General features: G+C 40.2%; 19 protein-coding genes. 3 read left to right on the forward strand and 16 right to left on the reverse strand.

Going from position 1 to position 19,203, the window contains the following annotated elements; translation table 11 throughout:
- The 4 genes from PFZ69_RS01730 to PFZ69_RS01745 form a co-directional block, all read right to left on the reverse strand.
- Complete coding sequence (locus PFZ69_RS01730) at positions 1-840, reverse strand: metal ABC transporter permease (RefSeq protein WP_270179303.1); 840 nt, start codon at positions 838-840, stop codon at positions 1-3.
- Positions 841-1,614 carry a metal ABC transporter ATP-binding protein gene (locus PFZ69_RS01735; RefSeq protein ID WP_270179304.1) on the reverse strand — a complete coding sequence of 258 codons (774 nt, stop codon included), beginning with the start codon at positions 1,612-1,614 and terminating at the stop codon, positions 841-843.
- A gap of 255 nt (positions 1,615-1,869) precedes the next feature.
- Complete coding sequence (locus PFZ69_RS01740; RefSeq protein ID WP_270179305.1) at positions 1,870-2,430, reverse strand: transglycosylase SLT domain-containing protein; 561 nt, start codon at positions 2,428-2,430, stop codon at positions 1,870-1,872.
- Between the two features lie 317 nt (positions 2,431-2,747).
- Positions 2,748-3,614 (reverse strand): YitT family protein, encoded by an 867-nt coding sequence (locus PFZ69_RS01745; protein ID WP_270179306.1) that lies wholly within the window; start codon positions 3,612-3,614, stop codon positions 2,748-2,750.
- 148 nt (positions 3,615-3,762) lie between these two features.
- Between PFZ69_RS01745 and PFZ69_RS01750 the strand changes: the two genes are divergently transcribed.
- Positions 3,763-4,023: a DUF2624 family protein gene (locus PFZ69_RS01750; protein WP_270179307.1), complete on the forward strand. Its 261-nt coding sequence runs from the start codon at positions 3,763-3,765 to the stop codon at positions 4,021-4,023.
- A 34-nt stretch (positions 4,024-4,057) separates the two neighbouring features.
- Here PFZ69_RS01750 and PFZ69_RS01755 read toward each other — a convergent pair whose 3' ends face one another.
- Together PFZ69_RS01755 and PFZ69_RS01760 are read right to left on the reverse strand one after the other, a co-directional pair.
- Positions 4,058-4,951: a deoxyribonuclease IV gene (locus PFZ69_RS01755; protein ID WP_270179308.1), complete on the reverse strand. Its 894-nt coding sequence runs from the start codon at positions 4,949-4,951 to the stop codon at positions 4,058-4,060.
- 99 nt (positions 4,952-5,050) lie between these two features.
- Positions 5,051-6,328, reverse strand: a complete 1,278-nt coding sequence (locus PFZ69_RS01760; RefSeq protein WP_270179309.1) for a DEAD/DEAH box helicase — start codon at positions 6,326-6,328, stop codon at positions 5,051-5,053.
- A gap of 199 nt (positions 6,329-6,527) precedes the next feature.
- Here PFZ69_RS01760 and vrrA point away from each other — a divergent pair, with 199 nt between their 5' ends.
- Positions 6,528-7,124 carry a VrrA/YqfQ family protein gene (gene vrrA, locus PFZ69_RS01765; RefSeq protein ID WP_270179310.1) on the forward strand — a complete coding sequence of 199 codons (597 nt, stop codon included), beginning with the start codon at positions 6,528-6,530 and terminating at the stop codon, positions 7,122-7,124.
- A gap of 89 nt (positions 7,125-7,213) precedes the next feature.
- Positions 7,214-8,158, forward strand: coding sequence for a 4-hydroxy-3-methylbut-2-enyl diphosphate reductase (locus tag PFZ69_RS01770; RefSeq protein WP_270179311.1), 945 nt, complete (start codon positions 7,214-7,216; stop codon positions 8,156-8,158).
- 34 nt (positions 8,159-8,192) lie between these two features.
- Here the strand turns inward: PFZ69_RS01770 and PFZ69_RS01775 are convergent, their stop codons facing one another.
- From PFZ69_RS01775 to PFZ69_RS01820, 10 genes are all read right to left on the reverse strand, one after another.
- Positions 8,193-9,314 (reverse strand): Nif3-like dinuclear metal center hexameric protein, encoded by a 1,122-nt coding sequence (locus PFZ69_RS01775; protein WP_270179312.1) that lies wholly within the window; start codon positions 9,312-9,314, stop codon positions 8,193-8,195.
- Positions 9,311-10,021 (reverse strand): tRNA (adenine(22)-N(1))-methyltransferase, encoded by a 711-nt coding sequence (locus tag PFZ69_RS01780; protein ID WP_270179313.1) that lies wholly within the window; start codon positions 10,019-10,021, stop codon positions 9,311-9,313. The genes PFZ69_RS01775 and PFZ69_RS01780 overlap by 4 nt, the downstream gene beginning before the upstream one ends.
- A gap of 131 nt (positions 10,022-10,152) precedes the next feature.
- Positions 10,153-10,512, reverse strand: a complete 360-nt coding sequence (gene cccA, locus PFZ69_RS01785) for a cytochrome c550 (protein ID WP_270179314.1) — start codon at positions 10,510-10,512, stop codon at positions 10,153-10,155.
- Positions 10,513-10,727: 215 nt separating this feature from the next.
- A complete protein-coding gene (locus PFZ69_RS01790) occupies positions 10,728-12,377 on the reverse strand; it encodes an AMP-binding protein (RefSeq protein ID WP_270179315.1) in 1,650 nt (549 codons plus the stop codon).
- Positions 12,378-12,420: 43 nt separating this feature from the next.
- The gene (locus PFZ69_RS01795) at positions 12,421-13,560 is read right to left on the reverse strand and encodes an acyl-CoA dehydrogenase family protein (RefSeq protein ID WP_270179316.1); all 1,140 of its coding nucleotides are present in this window, start codon (positions 13,558-13,560) and stop codon (positions 12,421-12,423) included.
- A 303-nt stretch (positions 13,561-13,863) separates the two neighbouring features.
- The gene (rpoD, locus tag PFZ69_RS01800) at positions 13,864-14,979 is read right to left on the reverse strand and encodes an RNA polymerase sigma factor RpoD (RefSeq protein ID WP_270179317.1); all 1,116 of its coding nucleotides are present in this window, start codon (positions 14,977-14,979) and stop codon (positions 13,864-13,866) included.
- 47 nt (positions 14,980-15,026) lie between these two features.
- A complete protein-coding gene (gene dnaG / locus PFZ69_RS01805) occupies positions 15,027-16,847 on the reverse strand; it encodes a DNA primase (protein WP_270179318.1) in 1,821 nt (606 codons plus the stop codon).
- 20 nt (positions 16,848-16,867) lie between these two features.
- Positions 16,868-17,359: a YaiI/YqxD family protein gene (locus PFZ69_RS01810; protein WP_270179319.1), complete on the reverse strand. Its 492-nt coding sequence runs from the start codon at positions 17,357-17,359 to the stop codon at positions 16,868-16,870.
- Positions 17,360-17,595: 236 nt separating this feature from the next.
- Positions 17,596-18,420, reverse strand: coding sequence for a pyruvate, water dikinase regulatory protein (locus tag PFZ69_RS01815; protein WP_270179320.1), 825 nt, complete (start codon positions 18,418-18,420; stop codon positions 17,596-17,598).
- Positions 18,421-18,434: 14 nt separating this feature from the next.
- The gene (locus PFZ69_RS01820; protein WP_270179321.1) at positions 18,435-19,076 is read right to left on the reverse strand and encodes a helix-turn-helix transcriptional regulator; all 642 of its coding nucleotides are present in this window, start codon (positions 19,074-19,076) and stop codon (positions 18,435-18,437) included.
- Positions 19,077-19,203: the final 127 nt, after the last annotated feature.

Below are 19,203 nucleotides of genomic sequence, written 5' to 3' on the forward strand. Positions count from 1 at the left end.
TTAAGATTTCCCTTGTTGCCAGCGTTTTAAGATGAGAATTATGACTAATATGATTGCAGATAAAAGTACGATTGTTCCGCCAGGTGCTATATCGAGATAGTAGGCAAGAATCAATCCACCGATCACTGAAGCTTCTCCGATGAGGATGGAGAGGAAGATCGTTTGTTTAAATCCTTTCGCAATACGAATACTTGCAGCGACAGGAAGGGTCATCAGTGCTGAAACCAATAGGACTCCAACAATCTGCATCGATACAGCTATCACAAATGCTACGATCAGTATAAAGACGATATGAATCCATTTCCCTCTTATTCCTGAAACCACAGCATGCTCCTCATCGAACGATAGGAAGAAAAGCTCTTTATATAATAAGATCACAACAGCTAAGACAATGATCGTAATAACAGTAACTGCTAACAAATCACTTCTACTTATTGCAATTACACTTCCAAACAAATAATTAAAAAGATCCGAATTAAATCCATCCGCTAAGGATATGAAAACAACGCCTAATCCAATTCCACCTGAGAGCGTAATCGGAATAGCAAGCTCTTCGAAATGCTTATAAACTTTTCGAAGTTGTTCGATAAACAAAGAGCCTACTGCAGAAAAGCCCATCCCCATATAAACAGGGTTAACGAACTGCCAACTTGTTACATATTTCCCCATAAGAAGACTAGCGGCAATACCTGCTAAGGTGATATGAGAAAGTGCATCAGCAATCAACGCCTGTCTTCTAACGACAAGAAACACTCCTAGAAGCGGAGCGATCACACCGATTAATATTCCCGCTAAGAATGCATTCTGTAAAAATTCAAATTTCAATAATGCTTGAATCATCTAGACTCCTCCATGACCATGGTCGTGATTTAAAACATGTACATGGTGTCCATAAAAGTCAGAGAGGTCACTTTCGTTAAACTGTTCAAATTCTTCCGTTTCACCATGAAAATGCAAGGTTCGATTTAAGCAAGCCACATGCGTGACCTTATCGGTGATCGTCCCGATATCATGCGTAACGAGCAGCAGTGTGATGCCATTCTCTTTGTTTAATCTTCCGAGCAAATTATAAAATTCACTTGTAGAACCAGCATCAACGCCCACAGTAGGTTCATCTAGTATGAGAAAGTCTGGGTCACTCACTAATGCTCTAGCGATAAAGACTCTTTGTTGCTGTCCACCTGATAGTTCCCCTATATTACGGTCGGAATAGGCTTCCATTCCAACAAGTGCGAGTGCGTCATATACCGCTTTTTTATGCTTAGCGTTCATGAACTTAAACAAGCCAAGTTTGCTAGTAAGCCCCATGGATACGACTTCAAATACTGAAGCAGGAAAGCCTGAGTTAAAACTGTTTGCTTTTTGAGAAACGTACCCTACCTTGCTCCACTGTTGAAATTTATTAACCTGATTTCCAAGCAAATGTACTTGACCCTTTTGTGGCTTTAATAAACCAAGTATAATCTTAATTAGTGTTGATTTACCTGATCCGTTCGGCCCTACTAATCCTACGAAGGCACCTTTTGGAACAGTAAAGGACACATCTTCTAGAACATAACGATCTCCATAATGAAACGAAACGTTCGTTGCATCCACCATATTTGTATTTGTCATTATTTAAAACCTGCCATTTTATTTTTATAAGAATGATTACGATTTACATTAGTAGTATACCTTTATTAAGTGGTTTTGTAAATTTCATTTGCTTAATCTCTCGTTTTACTTAACTCCTTATAAAAAAACCCTTCCGCTGCAAATGAAATTGTAGCATGCAAAGCCAATGAACGCCACTACATAAAAAAGGACCCAAACCGGGTCCCTTTTCACGTTTCACGCCTATGAAACGCAGGTGCTATTCCAATATCGGTATTAACTTTCATGGAGACTTGCTTTTTCTTGTATTTCTTCAGAATAACCGCTCTTCGGCGTTCCTTTTTCTAATACGTAAGTCTCCAAACCAGCTATGCCACGGTTATAAGCCGTCAGGGCTTCATCCCAATTATCATATTTTTGATAAAGGTACTCTAAATACGTGACCGATAACGTCATGGAATAATAGGGATCAAATAGCTTTTCTTCAGAATAATCGATACCGGCCATATCTGCTATCCATGGGGCAGTGTTTTTCATGAACTGTGCCATTCCATATGCTCGTCCATACTTTGTTTGTGGACCTGTGAGTTCAGGATCGAACTTATCACCAGTTTCCACTTTCAATAACTCATAAACAATGGCTGGATCGATGTCAGACTTCATCGCTTGAAAAGCTAGGAACAATCCCCATTTCTCTTTAAATTTTCCATCGCTGTCTGCATAAAAATTCTTTGAGTATTCTTTTGCTTGTTTCCATTCTTCGATACTAATTGAGCTAGCATCCAAAGAATAACCTGTTTCTTTTTCCAGTTTCAAAAGCTCCGTTTGAGCTTTCATTGAATCGTTCTGGGATGTTGATTTCTTATCTAGAACCCCGACTGTTGTTTCAGCGTCAGCAACTTGTTCTTTTAGTAGATGAGAATTAATGAGAACTAGTACTAGTACGATTGTAAGAACAACTGCAGTGATAACTGATACTTTCGTTCTGGAATTTCGTTGAGAAAAATTGATAGTCTTGCACTCCTTTACAACTGGTATTTAATTCTGGAGAGCACCAGTTAAGGTTATACCCTATCACGTTAATCTCAAACATTTCTACTATAGTGCTTCTGAACGTCCCTTCACATAACAAAAAAGACTTCCACATAGGAAGTCTAATGAATAGGAGATTTGAACTTTGCTCCTCGTGTTTCTTGAGTATTCATAATCGTGATGAATGCATGGTCATCGATATCGTATATGACACCTTTTAACTTCGTTACTTCGAGCCTCGTAATAACAACGTAAATGACCTCTTTTTCTTCATCCGTATATCCGCCTTTACCAACAAGCTTAGTTGTCCCTCTACCTAATCGGTCAAGAATAGCATTTGAGATTTCTTCATATGCATCCGATACGATAAGGACAGCTTTCGTCTCATCTAACCCCTGAATTACGGTATCGATCGTTTTAAACGCAATATAATAGGCCATTACTGAATACATCGCGTTTTCCCAGCTGAAGACAAATCCTGCCCAGGTGAAGATGAAAATATTGACGAACATGACAAATTCACCTATAGAAAACGGAACTTTTTTCGTAAGTAAGATACCCAAGATTTCAGTGCCGTCCATCGATCCACCGTGACGGATGACAAGTCCCACGCCTACTCCTAGTGTGAGTCCTCCAAAAACTGTTCCTAATATGGGTTCAGTTGTGAAAGGTTCTGTATGATGGAGGAGTGTCTCAAATGCTGCGAGTCCAATAATACCGAACAAAGTGGAAAAAGCAAACGTCTTTCCTATCTGTTTGTACCCATAATACATGAACGGAATATTTAAGATGATGACCAACACGGCAAAATTGAACGGAGTGATGTGATCTAGAATCAGCGAAACACCGATGATTCCACCATCAATCAATTGGTTAGGAACTAGAAATAATTCAATTGCTGCTGCGGCAAGAAAAGCGCCTATCGAAATCATCAACAACCGATAGACAAGGTGCGTTTTACTTTCTTTTCGATGTTGTTTTTTTTGCATTTTGCCCTCCTAGGCATAGTAAATATGTAGATACTATTATATAAAACATTTCACAAATTAGTATACCATTCCATGGATCATCCTTGCATTTTGTTAACACCTCGAACGACTACATGCATAGTATGTGATAGTCAAAGGAGGAATCGTGATGAATCCAATTCAGCTTCAACTTGTTAACTTCAAACTTAACAGGATCACCACTGATGAGTTACTTCAGCTCTCTTCGCAATATAATCTAACGCTTTCGAGAAAAGATGCTGAGAAAATCGTTCAGATACTAAAACAAGAAAACATCGATATATCAAACAAAGCTCAGAGAAAAAGAATTTTGATGAAAATTAGTCGTGAAGTGAATCCTGGAGTAGCATCACAAGTTAATAAGCTGATAAAATCCTTCCTCAACGAGTAATAAAAAACCGCTTTTTCAGCGGTTTTTTTAATTGTTACTTCGTCATTAGCTTCTCTTTTAGATGATCATCGAACTTCTGTGCTCGAAGCATTTCGATTTCTAGCTTATATGGAGCTTTTTTGTTTTTCTTATCTTCCCCTACATAAGGTGTCTCTAATATCTTTGGCACGTCTTTAAGCTGCTCGTGATGAATGATTTTATTTAAAGCATCGAAGCCAATATGGCCGAAGCCGATGTTTTCATGTCGATCTTTGTGAGAACCACGCTCATTCTTACTATCATTAACGTGCAGTACTTTTAGACGGTCAATTCCCACAATCTTATCAAATTCATCTAGAACATCATCGAAATTATTAACGATATCATACCCAGCATCATGGGTGTGGCACGTATCGAAACATACTGAAAGCTTTTCGTTATGTGTGACACCATCGATGATTTTTGCAAGTTCATCAAACGTTCTTCCACACTCTGATCCTTTTCCTGCCATCGTCTCAAGAGCAATTTGTACTTCTTGATCCGCAGTAAGAACTTCGTTTAACCCTTCAATAATTTTGTCGATGCCTTTTTCTGCTCCCGCTCCTACATGTGCACCAGGATGTAGAACGATTTGACGAGCTCCAAGTGCATGAGTACGTTCGATTTCCGATCTAAGAAAATCTACGCCTAGTTGAAACGTTTCAGGCTTGGTCGTATTTCCTATATTAATAATGTATGGGGCATGTACAACGATGTTTCCGATGCCGTGCTCCTTCATATGTGCTGTTCCTTTTTCGATGTTAAGTTTTTCAATTGCTTTTCTTCTTGTATTCTGTGGAGCTCCCGTATAGATCATAAACGTAGTAGCTCCATACGATGCTGCTTCTTCACTTGCAGCTAAGAGCATCTTGTCACCACTCATAGAGACATGGGATCCAATCTTAAGCATATATCTTCATCCTTTCTTAACACAACTTTTATGATAGCACAGCTGCTTTTACCAGGTAAAGTAAACAAAAGCCCTCTCATGTTAAGAGGGCTTTTGTGGTTATTTTCTGCGCTTATGTTGAAGACGCTCGCGTTCGCGCTCCATCTTCTTCTTATAACCCGGCTTGACCTTTTTAGGCTTTGGTACGAATACATCTGGCTTAGAAGAGGTAGGTTTTTTCCTTGGTGTTAATGGTTTTGTTTCAACCCATTCCCCATTCTTCACTTCTTTATAGATAACGTCTATTCCTTTATCGATCAATTTTTGAATCGCCTGCTGATCAGAAGGTTCTGCTAGCGTATACGCGATACCATCTAGTCCTGCTCTTGCAGTTCGACCAACTCGGTGAATATAGAAATCCAAATCTTTCGGTAGCTCGTAGTTAATAACATGAGAGACACCCTTGATATCGATTCCTCGTGATGCCAGATCAGTAGCCACAACGTACTGACATTCAGCACGTTGAATTTTCTTCATGATCTGTTTACGTTGACGAGGTTGTACATCACCATGAAGCCTCTCAACATCGTAACCACTTTCAATAAGGAAATCAGCTACTTCATCCGCTGTTTGTTTCGTATTTGTAAATACTAGCGCAAGATAAGGGTTGATTGCTTTCGTTACATTTAGAAGAACATCATTCTTTTCTCGATATTTTGCAGGTACAAAAATATTCTCTACCTTGTCGGCAGTCACCTTTTCAGCATTTACCTGAACAAACTTCGGGTTGTTCATATATTTCTTCAAGAAAGGCTGTAAGCTTTGTGGCACTGTAGCTGAGAATACTAGCATCTGTAGCTTCTGGGCCATCCTAGCAGCGATGTAGTCGACATCTTCGATAAAGCCCATATCGAGCATTTGATCTGCTTCGTCTACAACGAGCATCGAGGCCGTATACACATTCAATGCCTGCTCTTCTACGAGGTCCTTAATTCTTCCTGGCGTTCCGATCACGATATGAGGTGTGTTTTTCATCTTTGAGATCATTCGTTTACGATCTGTTCCACCAACTGCTTGTTTGATTGAAATCGCTTCTTCTTCAGGAAGTGTCGCCACAAGCTTTACTGCTTCATCATAAATTTGATTAGCAAGCTCGCGTGTGGGTGCCGTAATAACCGCCTGACACTCATTATTTGTTTGATCGATCCTATGAATTAAAGGCAATAAGAAAGCAAGAGTCTTTCCAGATCCTGTTTGGGATTGTCCTATAGCACTCTCTCCGTTACGAATCGCAGGGATAAGACGCTCTTGAATTTCTGTTGGCCTTGTGAAATTTTGTTGTTCGAGTGATTTGATTAAAAACGGTTTAAGTTCTAATCTATTAAAAAGTTGTTTCATTATCTTTCCTCCATCCATTAATCCACCTTGTATTATAGACCAGATTAGACAAATACGCCATACATACTACTGGTGTATACAAACCTTCTTACTTCTGTCATGCCCATTATCTCAAGTTCCCACACCTTCAAATTTTATCAGCATATCTTATTATTAATCAGAATATACAATGGTCACCTTATGGAAAGGAGGACAACATATGAATCAATTCCCTCCCTCCCCTCCAGGTGGTTTAGGTTCGGGGATGGGTTTTCCATTCTCCGGTGGATTTGGAGGAGCACCAGGTCCTACCGTTCCTCAACCTACTCAATCCGGAGTGGGCGGGCTCCTATCTAGACTGTTAGGCGGAGGCGGAGGTTCAACTCAATCACTTCCAATGCCTCCTGGATCTTTTCAAGGTATGCAAGCCGGCGGTTTTGGAGGAGCAGAACGAGCTGGTGGTATGCTTACGAACTTATTACAGGGAAGCTCGCAGGGCGGAATGGACATGATGGGTATGGTACAAAATGTCCAAAAGGTCATGCAAGCTGCAGATACGATCAAACCGATGGTCCAACAATATGGTCCGATGGTAAAACAACTGCCCGAAATGATTGCTTTATTTAAAGAATATAAAAACTCTTCTAGTACAGAAGATGAAGAAACCGACGTTAGTGAAGAAACAGAATCGAATGAAGAAGTTAGCAATGTAACTAAGAAGGCACCACCCCCAAAAGCTAAGAAAAAGAGTACGAAAAGCAGTTCAAAAGCGAATATAAATCATACAAGCAAATCCAAGCCAAAACTATACGTTTAACGTCAATTCATTGAGATATGCCTCAATCTGCTTTATAATTAACCAAAGATAGGTTATACGACAATCCATCTGGATTGAGGAGGTACTCGATGAACGTAAAGAAAATTTCACCTAGAGGATACTGCTATGGTGTAGTCGATGCTATGGTCATCGCTCGCAACGCAGCAATGGATAAAACATTACCAAGGCCAATTTTCATTCTCGGCATGATTGTTCATAATAAACACGTTACAGATGCGTTTGAAGATGAAGGAATCATCACGCTCGATGGTCCTAACCGCATGGAGATTCTTAAACAGGTCGATAAAGGAACTGTTATTTTCACTGCGCACGGTGTGTCTCCACAAGTAAGAGAGCTTGCTGAAGAAAAGGGGCTTACCGTACTTGATGCTACATGCCCTGACGTCACAGTAACTCATGATTTAATCCGTGAGAAAAAAGAAGAAGGCTATCATGTCATTTATATAGGTAAAAAAGGACACCCTGAGCCTGAAGGTGCTATGGGAATCGCTCCTGATATCGTTCACCTGGTCGAGAAACCAGAAGAAGTGGATGATCTTAACATCGACTCAGAACGCATCATCATTACAAACCAAACGACAATGAGTCAATGGGATGTTCAAGAAATCATGGAAAGATCCATGGAAAAATATCCTCATGCTGTTATTCATAATGAGATATGCAACGCAACACAGGTTCGACAGGAAGCGGTAGCTGAACAAGCTGGTGACACAGACCTATTGCTTGTAGTCGGAGATCCAAAGAGTAACAACTCTAATCGATTAGCACAGGTTTCTATCGAAGTTGCCGGCACACCAGCATACAGAATTGCTGATGTAACTGAAATACAGTTAGAGTGGCTCGATGGCGTTGAAACAGTAGGAGTTACTGCTGGTGCATCTACTCCGACACCTATTACAAAAGAAGTCATTCGTTTCTTAGATCAATACGATGCAGAGAACCCAGAAACTTGGGGAAGAGAACGAAATGTTCCGTCTTCAAAGATTCTTCCAAAAGTAAAAGTAAAGAAATAAACAAAAAAGATTCCGTCATGGACGGAATCTTTTTTTATCTAAATTTGAATGGGTCCGTATCTACTGCTGATCCTATTACTTCAGTCGAATACTTTTTATCATCCATTAACGATTGAAGCTTCTTCCTAACTCCTTCGATCATAATTTTCTCGATATTATGACCTGCATCGACGATCTGCAATCCTTCCATCATCGCATCATGTGCGACATGGTAATAAATATCTCCAGAAACAAACACATCCGCTCCACTAAATCGTGCTGCACTGATAAACTTATTGCCATCACCGCCGAGCACGGCAACTTTTTTCACCGTTGAAGAAAGGTCGCCTACTATCCTCACACCTTTAGAACCTAACTGGTCTTTGGTCATTTGAGCAAAGGCTTCAAGAGTCATTTCATCTTCCAAATAACCAACACGCCCTAGGCCATATGATTTTGCTTCATTCTCGATTGGGTAAATATCATACGCTACTTCTTCATAAGGGTGTGCCTTTAAAACTGCTCTCAAAACCTTTGTCTGTTCACCAGCAGGAAAGATGCTTTCTACCTTCACTTCATTTACAGACTCGATCTTGCCCTGTTCACCTATATATGGGTTCGTACCTTCCGTTGGTTTGAACCTGCCAGTCCCTTCAGAACTGAATGTGCAGTTGCTATACCCACCGATAAACCCTGCACCCGCTTGACCAAGGGCTTCTCGAACTTCTGCTTCATGTGTTGCCGGCACAAAAACTGCGATTTTCTTATAAGGCTCTTTGAACGTGTTTACAAGTACTTGTGTATTTATTAGCCCTAGCGCTTCCGCTAGCATATCGTTCACTCCACCTGGTGCAACATCTAAGTTTGTATGAGCTGCATAAACGGTAATATCATGTTTGATAAGCTGTTCAATCATCTTTCCTTGTTCAGTATCCAAGTTGATTTTCTTAAGCGGTTTATAGAGGATAGGATGATGGGCGATGATTAAGTCTACCTCTTCACGAATCGCTTCTTCAACTACTGTCGGCAGTACATCAAGCGTCGTCATAACCTTATTAATCTTTTTATTAAGACCGCCAACCTGCAGGCCTATCGGATCACCGTCTTCCGCATATTTCTTTTTTGACCAAGATTCGAATTCTTGGATGATCGCTTGTCCTGAAGCTTGTTTACTCATGAAATGACCTCCTTAATTAATTGGATTTCATCTTTCACTTGCACTTCTTTTTCAGATGTAGCATCAGAGTTTTCCATAGAACGTAGAATTCGTTCTCTTTTATCTAGTTCATGGCTCCATTTTTTTACGAACGCCTGATTCCTCTCTAGAGTAAGCATCGGTCCGAATAGCAGTGCTTTGGCACGTTCACGCTCACTTAAATCTTGATATGGTTTGTTACCGTCACCGCGGTCAAAAACGAGAACTTCATAGATCTTCTTATCTTCTTCGAGAATACGTTCGTCTACTAATTCCCATCCCAAATCTGCAAGTCGTTCTCTTAAAAGGTGAGCAGCAACATTTGGCTGCAAAATAAGTCGAGAAACACCCTCTAACTTTTCTATTCCCTCAAGAAGAATATTTCGAATCAGTTGCCCTCCCATACCTGCAATCGTAATAACATCTACTTCACGCGGTTCTAAAACTTCTAGCCCATTTCCTTTTCTTACTGATATCGTTCCTGTAAAGCCACTTCGTTTCACTTGATTAACAGCAGATTGAAAAGGACCTTCATTCACTTCCCCAGCTATCGCATGGGAAATTCTTCGTTGATTCATTAAATAACAAGGCAAGTATGCATGATCTGAGCCTATATCTGCAACTGAACTAGCCTCTGGTACAAAACTCGCTACCATTTTCAAACGCTCTGATAATAGTTTATCGTTCATTATGTCACCACTACTTATTAGATTTTCACTATATGTTTCCCTTAAGAGTCATCAGTTTACACCTTCATACCAATTTCGCTCTTAACAAATAGAAAAGCCTTCTGTTTGCACAGAAAGCTTCAATACACATCTTATTTCTTCTCAGAAAGCCACTGGGCTACAGCTTCTGCTTGTTCTCCTTGAATTAGACCGGCAGGCATACCAGAGCCTTTACCATTGTTGATAATATCAAGGATTTCATCCTTGGATAATTTACTACCCACTGCATTTAATGCTGGGCCAACTTGTCCTCCAAGGTCTCCACCATGACAGGATGCACAGTTCTGAGAATAGATCTCTTCAGGAGCGGCTGCTTCAGCTTTCTGTCCTTCTTTTCCTCCAGAAGCTTCTTCTTCGCCTCCCTGTTGCATTGCCCAAAAAGAAACGCCAATAATGAGAATAAATCCGATGACTGCTGTCCATGCAAATGGAATAAGCGGATTCTTTTTCATTTTTTTTCCTCCTTGTACCGATTCGCTGATGTAGTTTTCCCCAAATATGTAAGAGTAAACAAATCATTATATATTTTACTTGAAAACGCTATGAAAGAAAAGGGGAACGGTGGCAAATCACATATTTGTCAATCTTTGTTTAACCTTGTTCTATCATAGCAAATATTCTTCATAAAACAAAATACACCAGCAATTGAGCTGGTGCATCAAGTGGGTTATACTCCAGTGTTTTGCTCTACCCATTTCACTGCCGTCTCACGAAGGCGATATTTTTGAATTTTCCCAGATGCCGTCATCGGATAGTGATCGATAAAGAAAACATGTGCTGGCGTTTTATATCTCGCTATCTTATTCTGACAATACTCCAGAATATCGGCTTCTGTTAGGTCGTGCCCTTCTTTTTTCTGAATACATGCAACGACCTTCTCGCCATACTTCTCATCAGGTATCCCGATTACTTGAACATCCAGAACGGCTGGATGTGTGTATAAAAACTCTTCGATTTCACGAGGATAAACATTTTCTCCACCGCGGATAATCATGTCTTTTAAACGGCCTGTGATTTTCACATATCCTTCCTCGTCCATTTCAGCTAGGTCTCCTGTATGTAACCAACCTTCATTATCAACGGCTTCTCGAGTTTCATCAGGCATTTTGTAATAGCCTTTCATGACGTGATACCCTCTTGTACACAGTTCGCCCGTTACATTTGTTCCTACGTCATTTCCTGTAACCGGATCAACAATCTTAACTTCCACTTCCGGTAGAGCTTTACCAACTGAATTCACTCGATAATCCACTGGATCGTTCGTTCTAGTTTGAGTAATAACAGGAGATGCTTCTGTCTGCCCATATGCAATCGTAATTTCAGCCATATTCATTTCATCCATGACCTTCTTCATGACTTCGATCGGACATGGACTACCTGCCATTATTCCCGTTCTTAACGTTTTCAGATCATATTTACTAAACGATGGAAGGTTCAATTCAGATATAAACATCGTAGGTACTCCATGAAGGGCAGTGCATTTTTCTTTCTCCACCGTTTCAAGTACTTGTTCAGGGTCAAATTCTACTATTGGGAAAATTGATGCTCCTGAAGAGAATGCTGCTAAGGTGCCTAGTACGCAGCCGAAACAATGAAAGAAAGGAACAGGAATGCACAAGCGATCTTTTTCTGAAAGCTCCATGCATTGTCCTATATGATAGCCATTGTTCAGGATGTTGGCGTGCGTGAGCATAACACCTTTCGGAAACCCAGTCGTACCAGATGTATATTGCATATTGATCACTTCATCAGGAGTAAGGCTCTCTTTTCGTTCTTGCAGCTGATTTTCCGGAATGTTCTTATATCCGTCCACAAAAGCATGCCAAGATTTGAATTGCTCATAACGGTCAGATCCAATGTATACCACATCTGTTAGATGGGGCAGTGCTCCTATTGCACAACTACCATTCACTATCTTATCGTCACGTTTCAAAAGACTAAGGAATGCTTCAGGGTAGGACGTGCCTTTAAACCCGTTTATCAAGAATAGCCTTGTAGCATCGGACTGCTTTAACACATACTCCAATTCGGTACTCTGGTAGTTTGTATTGACTGTTACAAGGACTGCACCAACCTTTGCCGTCGCGAATTGAAGTAGAAGCCATTCCGGAACATTTGTCGCCCATACTGCCACATGCTCACCTTTCTCAACGCCAAGGTTCATGAGAGCCTTGGCAGTGCGGTCAACTTCCTCATTAAATTCTTTAAACGTATAGCGTAATCCCTCTTTTGAATAAACCACAGCTTCCCTGCTGTGATAACGTTCAACTTGGCGTTCAAGCATTTCACCAATCGTTTCATGAAGCAGTTCCGACATACACTCACTCCTATCGTTTATTCTAACCGAGCGCTCGTTCAGTTTAACAGCCAATTTCTCGAGCAATAATCGTACGTTGAATCTCGGAAGTTCCCTCACCAATTTCTAGCAGCTTAGCATCTCTAAAGTACCTTTCAACATGATAATCTCTCATGTATCCATTACCACCGTGTATTTGAACAGCTTGATCGCAGACCTCCATACAAATTTCGGATGCGTAAAGCTTACATATCGATGCCTCTTTTGTAAATCGTTTTCCTTGGTCTTTTAACCATGCAGCTTTGTGCACCATGTTTCTGGCAAGTTCAATCTTCATCGCCATATCAGCTAGCTTAAATTGAATCGCTTGAAACTTAGAGATTGGACGTCCAAATTGTTTTCTCTCGTTCGCATACTGCAACGCCTTCTCGTATGCCGCCTGAGCTATCCCTACGGCCATCGCGCCGATGCCGATACGTCCACCATCTAATGTAATTAAAAACTGCTTAAAACCGTCCCCACGCTTTCCTAAAAGGTTTTCTTCAGGCACTCTCACATCTTCCATAACTAATTCTGTTGTGTTAGAAGAATGAAGACCGAGCTTTTCATAATTATCGATTACTCTGAACCCTTTAGCATCAGTTGGCGAGATTATTGCACTAATCTCCTTCTGTCCATCTTTACGATCTGTGATTGCTGTTAAAGCGAGATGCTTCGCATATGATGCGTTGGTGATATAACATTTGCTGCCGTTGATCACCCATTCACCATTTTCGAGATAGGCCTCTGTCTCTGTTCCCCCAGCATCAGACCCTGCGTTAGGTTCTGTTAAACCGAAAGCTCCTAAAGATTCACCTGAACAGATCGGCGCAAGATACTTCTGTTTTTGTTCCTCAGTTCCAAAAAGGTTTAATGGAGCGCCACCTAGAGACACATGAGCTGAATAAGTGATACCCGTTGATCCGCAAGCACGGCTTAATTCTTCTACAACGATCGCAAAGCTAATCGTATCTGCTCCTCCACCGCCATACTCTTCAGGGAACGGTAAGCCCATGATTCCAAGGTCACCCAGTTGCTTAAAAATTTCTAAAGGAAACTTTTTCTCTTTGTCACGCTTTTCTGCATCTGGAGCAACCACTTCATCTGCAAATTCACGAATCATTTTTTGAATCATCTTCTGTTCTTCTGTTAAGTCAAAATGCATGCTAAAGAACCTCCTGTTAAAACACTATTTGAATACGCTTACATTTTATTATCTCGTTTATGTTTTGTTTTTTCAACATTTAAAAAAATAAAATAATTATGCAATGTTAATTTTTCGTTAATTCCTTAGGTTTTTGGTTGCTACAGAAGGTTCCATAATTTTTTAACCGAAATGTGGATTTGCAAATCGAATGAAAAATCAGTAAAATAAATGACAAGAAATGTATCTTTAGCTAGGAGAATTTAGCTAGAATAAAAAAACTCCCTGCTGTAGTTAAACAGCCAGAGAGTTTTACTGATTATTCTATTCTAAGAAATCCTTTAGGCGCTTACTTCTGCTAGGATGGCGAAGCTTACGTAGCGCTTTTGCTTCAATTTGACGAATTCTTTCACGTGTAACGCCGAAAACGCGTCCTACTTCTTCTAACGTTCTTGTTCGGCCATCGTCTAGTCCAAAGCGAAGTCGAAGTACGTTTTCTTCACGATCAGTAAGAGTATCTAATACGTCTTCAAGCTGCTCTTTTAATAGTTCATAAGCAGCGGCATCTGATGGCGCTAAAGCATCCTGGTCTTCGATAAAGTCACCGAGATGAGAGTCGTCCTCTTCTCCGATCGGTGTCTCAAGAGATACTGGCTCTTGAGCAATCTTTAAGATTTCGCGAACTTTGTCAGGTGAAAGCTCCATTTCTTTACCGATCTCTTCAGGTGATGGTTCTCTACCGAGATCCTGTAGAAGTTGACGTTGTACTCGAATCAGTTTGTTGATCGTTTCAACCATGTGAACCGGGATACGTATCGTTCTAGCCTGATCGGCAATCGCACGAGTGATGGCTTGACGGATCCACCAAGTTGCATACGTACTAAATTTATAACCCTTACGATAGTCAAACTTTTCAACGGCTTTGATTAGTCCCATGTTTCCTTCTTGAATTAAATCAAGGAACAGCATACCTCTTCCGACATATCGCTTTGCGATACTTACCACAAGTCGAAGGTTTGCTTCAGCTAGACGACGTTTCGCTTCCTCATCGCCTTCTTCAATACGTTGAGCAAGGTTGATCTCCTCATCTGCTGATAGCAAGTCTACACGACCGATTTCCTTAAGGTACATACGTACTGGGTCATTTATCTTAACACCCGGTGGTACACTCAGGTCGTTTAAATCGAACTCTTCTTCTTTTTGAACTTCTTGCGGAGAAGGGTTATCTGTATTGTCTTCAATAACTTCAATACCCTGTTCCTCCAAGTACTCAAAAAATTCATCCATTTGGTCTGAATCTTGCTCAAACGGCGATAACCGTTCAACGATCGTAGAGTAAGTAATCAAGCTTGTCTTCTTTCCAAGCTCTACTAACTGCTCTTTTACTTGATCGATGGTTAATTCACCTTCCGCCGGCTGGCGTGTAGGTTTCTCAGCCATTCGATCCCCTCCTTCCATACATCTCAACACATCAATTATTCGTAAGCTTAAGATGAATTTTTAAGGTTCTTTTTCATCTCAAGAATTTCCATAGCGATTTTTGCTGCCTGTACAAAATCTTGTTTGGATTCAGCTTCTTTTTTCTCTTTTTCTTTCTCTTCTATCTTTATCCATTCTGGATAAATTAACACCTGTCGAATGTAATCTTGTAACTCTTTATCCGACACGTCGTCATTTAAATCCATCATAGCAAGCTCAGAAGCAATCTTTACAAGGTTTGAATCAGTGAGCTGTTCCATAAAGTGACTGATATCTGCCTCATGGCCTGCAGCATAGAAGCTATATAAATACGCTGCAATCGCACTATGCTCGTCAATATTGAACGAACCGCCAACTTCTTCCTGAACTTTTTCAGCTACATCCAGATCACGCATCATGTAAGCAAGTAAGATACGTTCTGCATTATGAAACGCGGGCAGAAGTTTTTTCTTCACATAGAAATTTTTCCTAGCATTATTATCCCTTTTAGGAGGGGCATTATCCTTCTTATTCTTCCTCTCCTTATAAAATTGGGCCGCTTGCTGTTTTAAAGCATCAAGCGAAAGCGAGAACTCTTGTGATAGCTGTCTAAGATAGTGATCCCGTTCAACAGCTTTTGTCAGTCCGCTTATTTCTCTGAGTACTTCTTCGATATAGCGGATTCGTTCTCCTTCATCCGATAGGTTTTTTCCAGTTCTGAAAAACTCCATTTTAAAAGCCATTACAGTTGGCGCTGCCCCTATTACATCCTTTTCAAAACGATCTCCACCGTATTTCTGGATATAGTCATCGGGATCAAGACCATCAGGCATTTTGGCAATCCTTACGTAACAGCCAGCTTCTTGAAGCTCTTCGGCTGCTCTTAACGCTGCACTTATACCCGCTTTATCTGAATCGTAGCAGATGATTGCTGAATCAGTTTGCCTACGAATCAAACGTGCTTGTTCTTTTGTTAAAGCAGTACCAAGACTCGCTACAACATTTTCTACCCCATTCCCGTAAGCACTAATCACGTCAACATAACCTTCGAGAAGGATTGCTTGATCTTTCATACGAATTGAAGAACGTGACAGATGGAAACCATAAAGCATCTTTCCCTTTTGAAAAATAGGAGTCTCTGGGCTATTAAGATACTTTGGCTCACCACTTCCAACGATTCTCCCTCCGAATGCGACCGTTCTACCTTTCGCATCCCAAATTGGAAACATGATTCGATTTCGAAAACGGTCAAAGTATTTTCCATCAAACTCCCTTCTTGAGAGAAGACCTGCATCCGCGACCTTCGAAAGAGGGTAATTTCTTTTGGTTAAATAATTCGTAGCGTAGTCCCACGATTCAGGTGCAAACCCTAGTTGAAATTTCTCAATCATTTCTTTTGTAAAACCACGCTTCTCAAGGTACTCTTTAGCCTGATTCCCTTCCGAAGTGTTAAGCATGCAATAATTATACAGTTTACCTAGAAAATCATGTGCTTTTAACATGACATCTTTATCGGATGAAGCCTTGGAGCTCGATTGATGATCACTATTGATTTCAGGTAGCTCGATACCAGCTCTTTGTCCTAAAATTTGAACAGCTTCTATGAAATTGTATCCTTCGATCTCCATTAGGAATGAGAAGGCATTTCCACCTGTTCCACATCCAAAGCAATGATAGATTTGTTTATCAGGAGCTACCGAAAAAGAAGGTGTACTTTCTCCATGAAATGGACAAAGTCCAAAAAAGCTTCTGCCTTGCTTCTTCAGTTGGACATAATCACTTACTACATCCACAATATCTGTGGAACGGCGAATCGCTTCAATTTTTTCTTCTGGGATTCTGCCACTCATCATTTATCACCAACAGGCTTTTATAGTTTCGATAAACAGAAATAATCTCCTTCATATTTCGACAAAATTTTAATAAATTCTTTACGAAAGTTTTCACGATCCTCGTTCGTAAACTTCCTTGGTCCTTTCGTATGTTTGCCAGCACGTCTACTTTTTGAAGCTAGATACCGCGTATGTAGAAGAGTGGAAATGTTCTCTTCTGTGTACGTTTTCCCTCTTGGGGACAGAATAAAAACGCCTTTTGGTAAAAGAAGACTTGCCAGTCCATAATCCTGTGTAATGGCGATATCTCCCTTTGTAACATGGCGATGAATGTAAAGATCTGCTTCTTCTTTTTCTGAGTCTACCATAACCCACCTTGCACTTTGGAACGTTGTGCTCATATGAGCATATGAAGCTACAAAAACAATTTCAGCATTCATAAGTGCTGGTTGAAAAGATACGATCTCTTCTTTAATTGGGACAGGACATGCGTCTGCATCGACAAAAAGCGTCAGTTTCTTTTTCGTCATAATTCTCTATTCTACATCTCCCTGAGTTATCCTTCTTTTAGCATTTATGTTTTAACTTTCAGAATTTTAACCGCTTCTGTAATGATGTAGCGGTCGGTAAAGTTATTATTATGATTATAGACAAATTTTATTGACAATATTTGATTATATACTAAATTATTTAAATTGAACAGATATTTATCGCAAAAAAACATACTACCAGAACATTTTCTTGGTAGTATGCTTTTCATATAGAATTAAGACGAATGCTTCCCTCTGTACAAGCTTAGAATTAAATTAGCTGTTTCCTCAACTGCACGATTGGAAACATCAATTACCTGACAATTCATTTTATGGATAACTTTATCGAAATATTCTAGTTCCTCTTTAATACGAGACATGTTTGCATAACTTGCTTCTGCATTTAGACCTAATGCTTTCAAACGTTCTTTTCGTATATCATTTAATTTTTCTGGACTTATTTTTAACGCATAACACTTGCCTTCAGATACTTTAAACAATTCTTCTGGAGGCTCCACTTCAGGGACGATAGGAACATTCGCAACTTTAAGCCGCTTGTGCGCTAAATATTGAGAAAGGGGCGTTTTAGACGTTCTAGACACTCCGACGAGGACGATGTCCGCTAGCCCAATTCCCCTAGGATCTCTTCCGTCATCATATTTTACTGCAAACTCGATTGCCTCAACTCTTCTAAAATAATCTTCATCAAGTTTATGTACTAGCCCTGGCTCGTTTCGGGGCTCTTTACCAATCGCCTCTTGGATGTGGTCGATCATTGGTCCGATGATATCAACCACTTGAACTCGTTCTTTTGCTGCAACATCTAATAGAAACTCTCGCAGCTGTGGTACAACAAGAGTAAAAGCAACGATCGCGTTCATTTCTTTTGCTAGTGTCATTACTTCTTGTATCGTCGCAGTATCTTCAACATATGGCACCCTTCTGACATCAAAGTCAGTAGGATCAAATTGGCTTGTAGCAGCTTTTACGACTAACTCAGCAGTTTCACCCACGGAGTCAGAAATAACATATACGACCGCACGATTTGTTGTATTTGTCATATGTACCTCCTATACTAAATAATTTCATTCTTTGCTAAGTCGACCATCGCTTTTGTGATATTGGTTTTCGTTATCCTTCCGATTACCTCCATACCCTCAGACACTTCCTTGACGATGGGTAGTGCATCAATTTGCTTTTCAATCAATCGATTCGCTACGTCAATAAGCATATCATCTTGAAAGCAAACTGTAATATTAGGCATTCTTGTCATAATAATCGTTACCGGGATACTCTGTAAATCCTGTTTACCGAGAGCAGCTCTTAGCAAATCTTTTCTTGATAGGACCCCAACGAGGTGAGCTTGTTTGTTAACCACGAATAATGTTCCTACATCTTCCAAAAACATCGAGCAAATCGCGTCATACACACTCGTGTTTTCCTGCACAACAACCGGAATCGACTTATAATCGTCTACCTTAATCTTCTTAACTTTTTCGGTAAGTAACTGAGAACCAGTTTTACCAGTATAAAAATACCCTACTCTTGGCCTCGCATCAAGATAACCAGCCATCGTTAAAATGGCAAGATCTGGCCGAAGCGTAGCCCGTGTTAGACTAAGTTTCTCAGCAATATGTTCACCCGTTATTGGACCTTCATTCTTTACGATCTGAAGGATTGTTTCTTGACGGTTATTCAGTTCGATTTGGCTCACCACCTTACTAAAATGTTATACTTTATTTTCATTATTATATACTATTAATGACTTTTCGTAAAAGTGTTCGATTTATCCTTAAGCTTTCTGCATAAAATTAACATTAAATAGCAAAAACCCTGGAAACGTG

The sequence above is a fragment of the Alkalihalobacillus sp. CinArs1 genome (assembly GCF_947387515.1).
GTDB lineage: Bacteria > Bacillota > Bacilli > Bacillales > Guptibacillaceae > Guptibacillus.

Excerpts from the sequence above, each read along its gene's own strand:
- PFZ69_RS01730 (WP_270179303.1), bottom strand. The coding sequence starts at position 840 with ATGATTCAAGCATTATTGAAATTTGAATTTTTACAGAATGCATTCTTA.
- PFZ69_RS01735 (WP_270179304.1), bottom strand. The coding sequence starts at position 1,614 with ATGACAAATACAAATATGGTGGATGCAACGAACGTTTCGTTTCATTAT.
- PFZ69_RS01740 (WP_270179305.1), bottom strand. The coding sequence starts at position 2,430 with ATGAAAGCTCAAACGGAGCTTTTGAAACTGGAAAAAGAAACAGGTTAT.
- PFZ69_RS01745 (WP_270179306.1), bottom strand. The coding sequence starts at position 3,614 with ATGCAAAAAAAACAACATCGAAAAGAAAGTAAAACGCACCTTGTCTAT.
- PFZ69_RS01750 (WP_270179307.1), top strand. The coding sequence starts at position 3,763 with ATGAATCCAATTCAGCTTCAACTTGTTAACTTCAAACTTAACAGGATC.
- PFZ69_RS01755 (WP_270179308.1), bottom strand. The coding sequence starts at position 4,951 with ATGCTTAAGATTGGATCCCATGTCTCTATGAGTGGTGACAAGATGCTC.
- PFZ69_RS01760 (WP_270179309.1), bottom strand. The coding sequence starts at position 6,328 with ATGAAACAACTTTTTAATAGATTAGAACTTAAACCGTTTTTAATCAAA.
- vrrA (WP_270179310.1), top strand. The coding sequence starts at position 6,528 with ATGAATCAATTCCCTCCCTCCCCTCCAGGTGGTTTAGGTTCGGGGATG.
- PFZ69_RS01770 (WP_270179311.1), top strand. The coding sequence starts at position 7,214 with ATGAACGTAAAGAAAATTTCACCTAGAGGATACTGCTATGGTGTAGTC.
- PFZ69_RS01775 (WP_270179312.1), bottom strand. The coding sequence starts at position 9,314 with ATGAGTAAACAAGCTTCAGGACAAGCGATCATCCAAGAATTCGAATCT.
- PFZ69_RS01780 (WP_270179313.1), bottom strand. The coding sequence starts at position 10,021 with ATGAACGATAAACTATTATCAGAGCGTTTGAAAATGGTAGCGAGTTTT.
- cccA (WP_270179314.1), bottom strand. The coding sequence starts at position 10,512 with ATGAAAAAGAATCCGCTTATTCCATTTGCATGGACAGCAGTCATCGGA.
- PFZ69_RS01790 (WP_270179315.1), bottom strand. The coding sequence starts at position 12,377 with ATGTCGGAACTGCTTCATGAAACGATTGGTGAAATGCTTGAACGCCAA.
- PFZ69_RS01795 (WP_270179316.1), bottom strand. The coding sequence starts at position 13,560 with ATGCATTTTGACTTAACAGAAGAACAGAAGATGATTCAAAAAATGATT.
- rpoD (WP_270179317.1), bottom strand. The coding sequence starts at position 14,979 with ATGGCTGAGAAACCTACACGCCAGCCGGCGGAAGGTGAATTAACCATC.
- dnaG (WP_270179318.1), bottom strand. The coding sequence starts at position 16,847 with ATGAGTGGCAGAATCCCAGAAGAAAAAATTGAAGCGATTCGCCGTTCC.
- PFZ69_RS01810 (WP_270179319.1), bottom strand. The coding sequence starts at position 17,359 with ATGACGAAAAAGAAACTGACGCTTTTTGTCGATGCAGACGCATGTCCT.
- PFZ69_RS01815 (WP_270179320.1), bottom strand. The coding sequence starts at position 18,420 with ATGACAAATACAACAAATCGTGCGGTCGTATATGTTATTTCTGACTCC.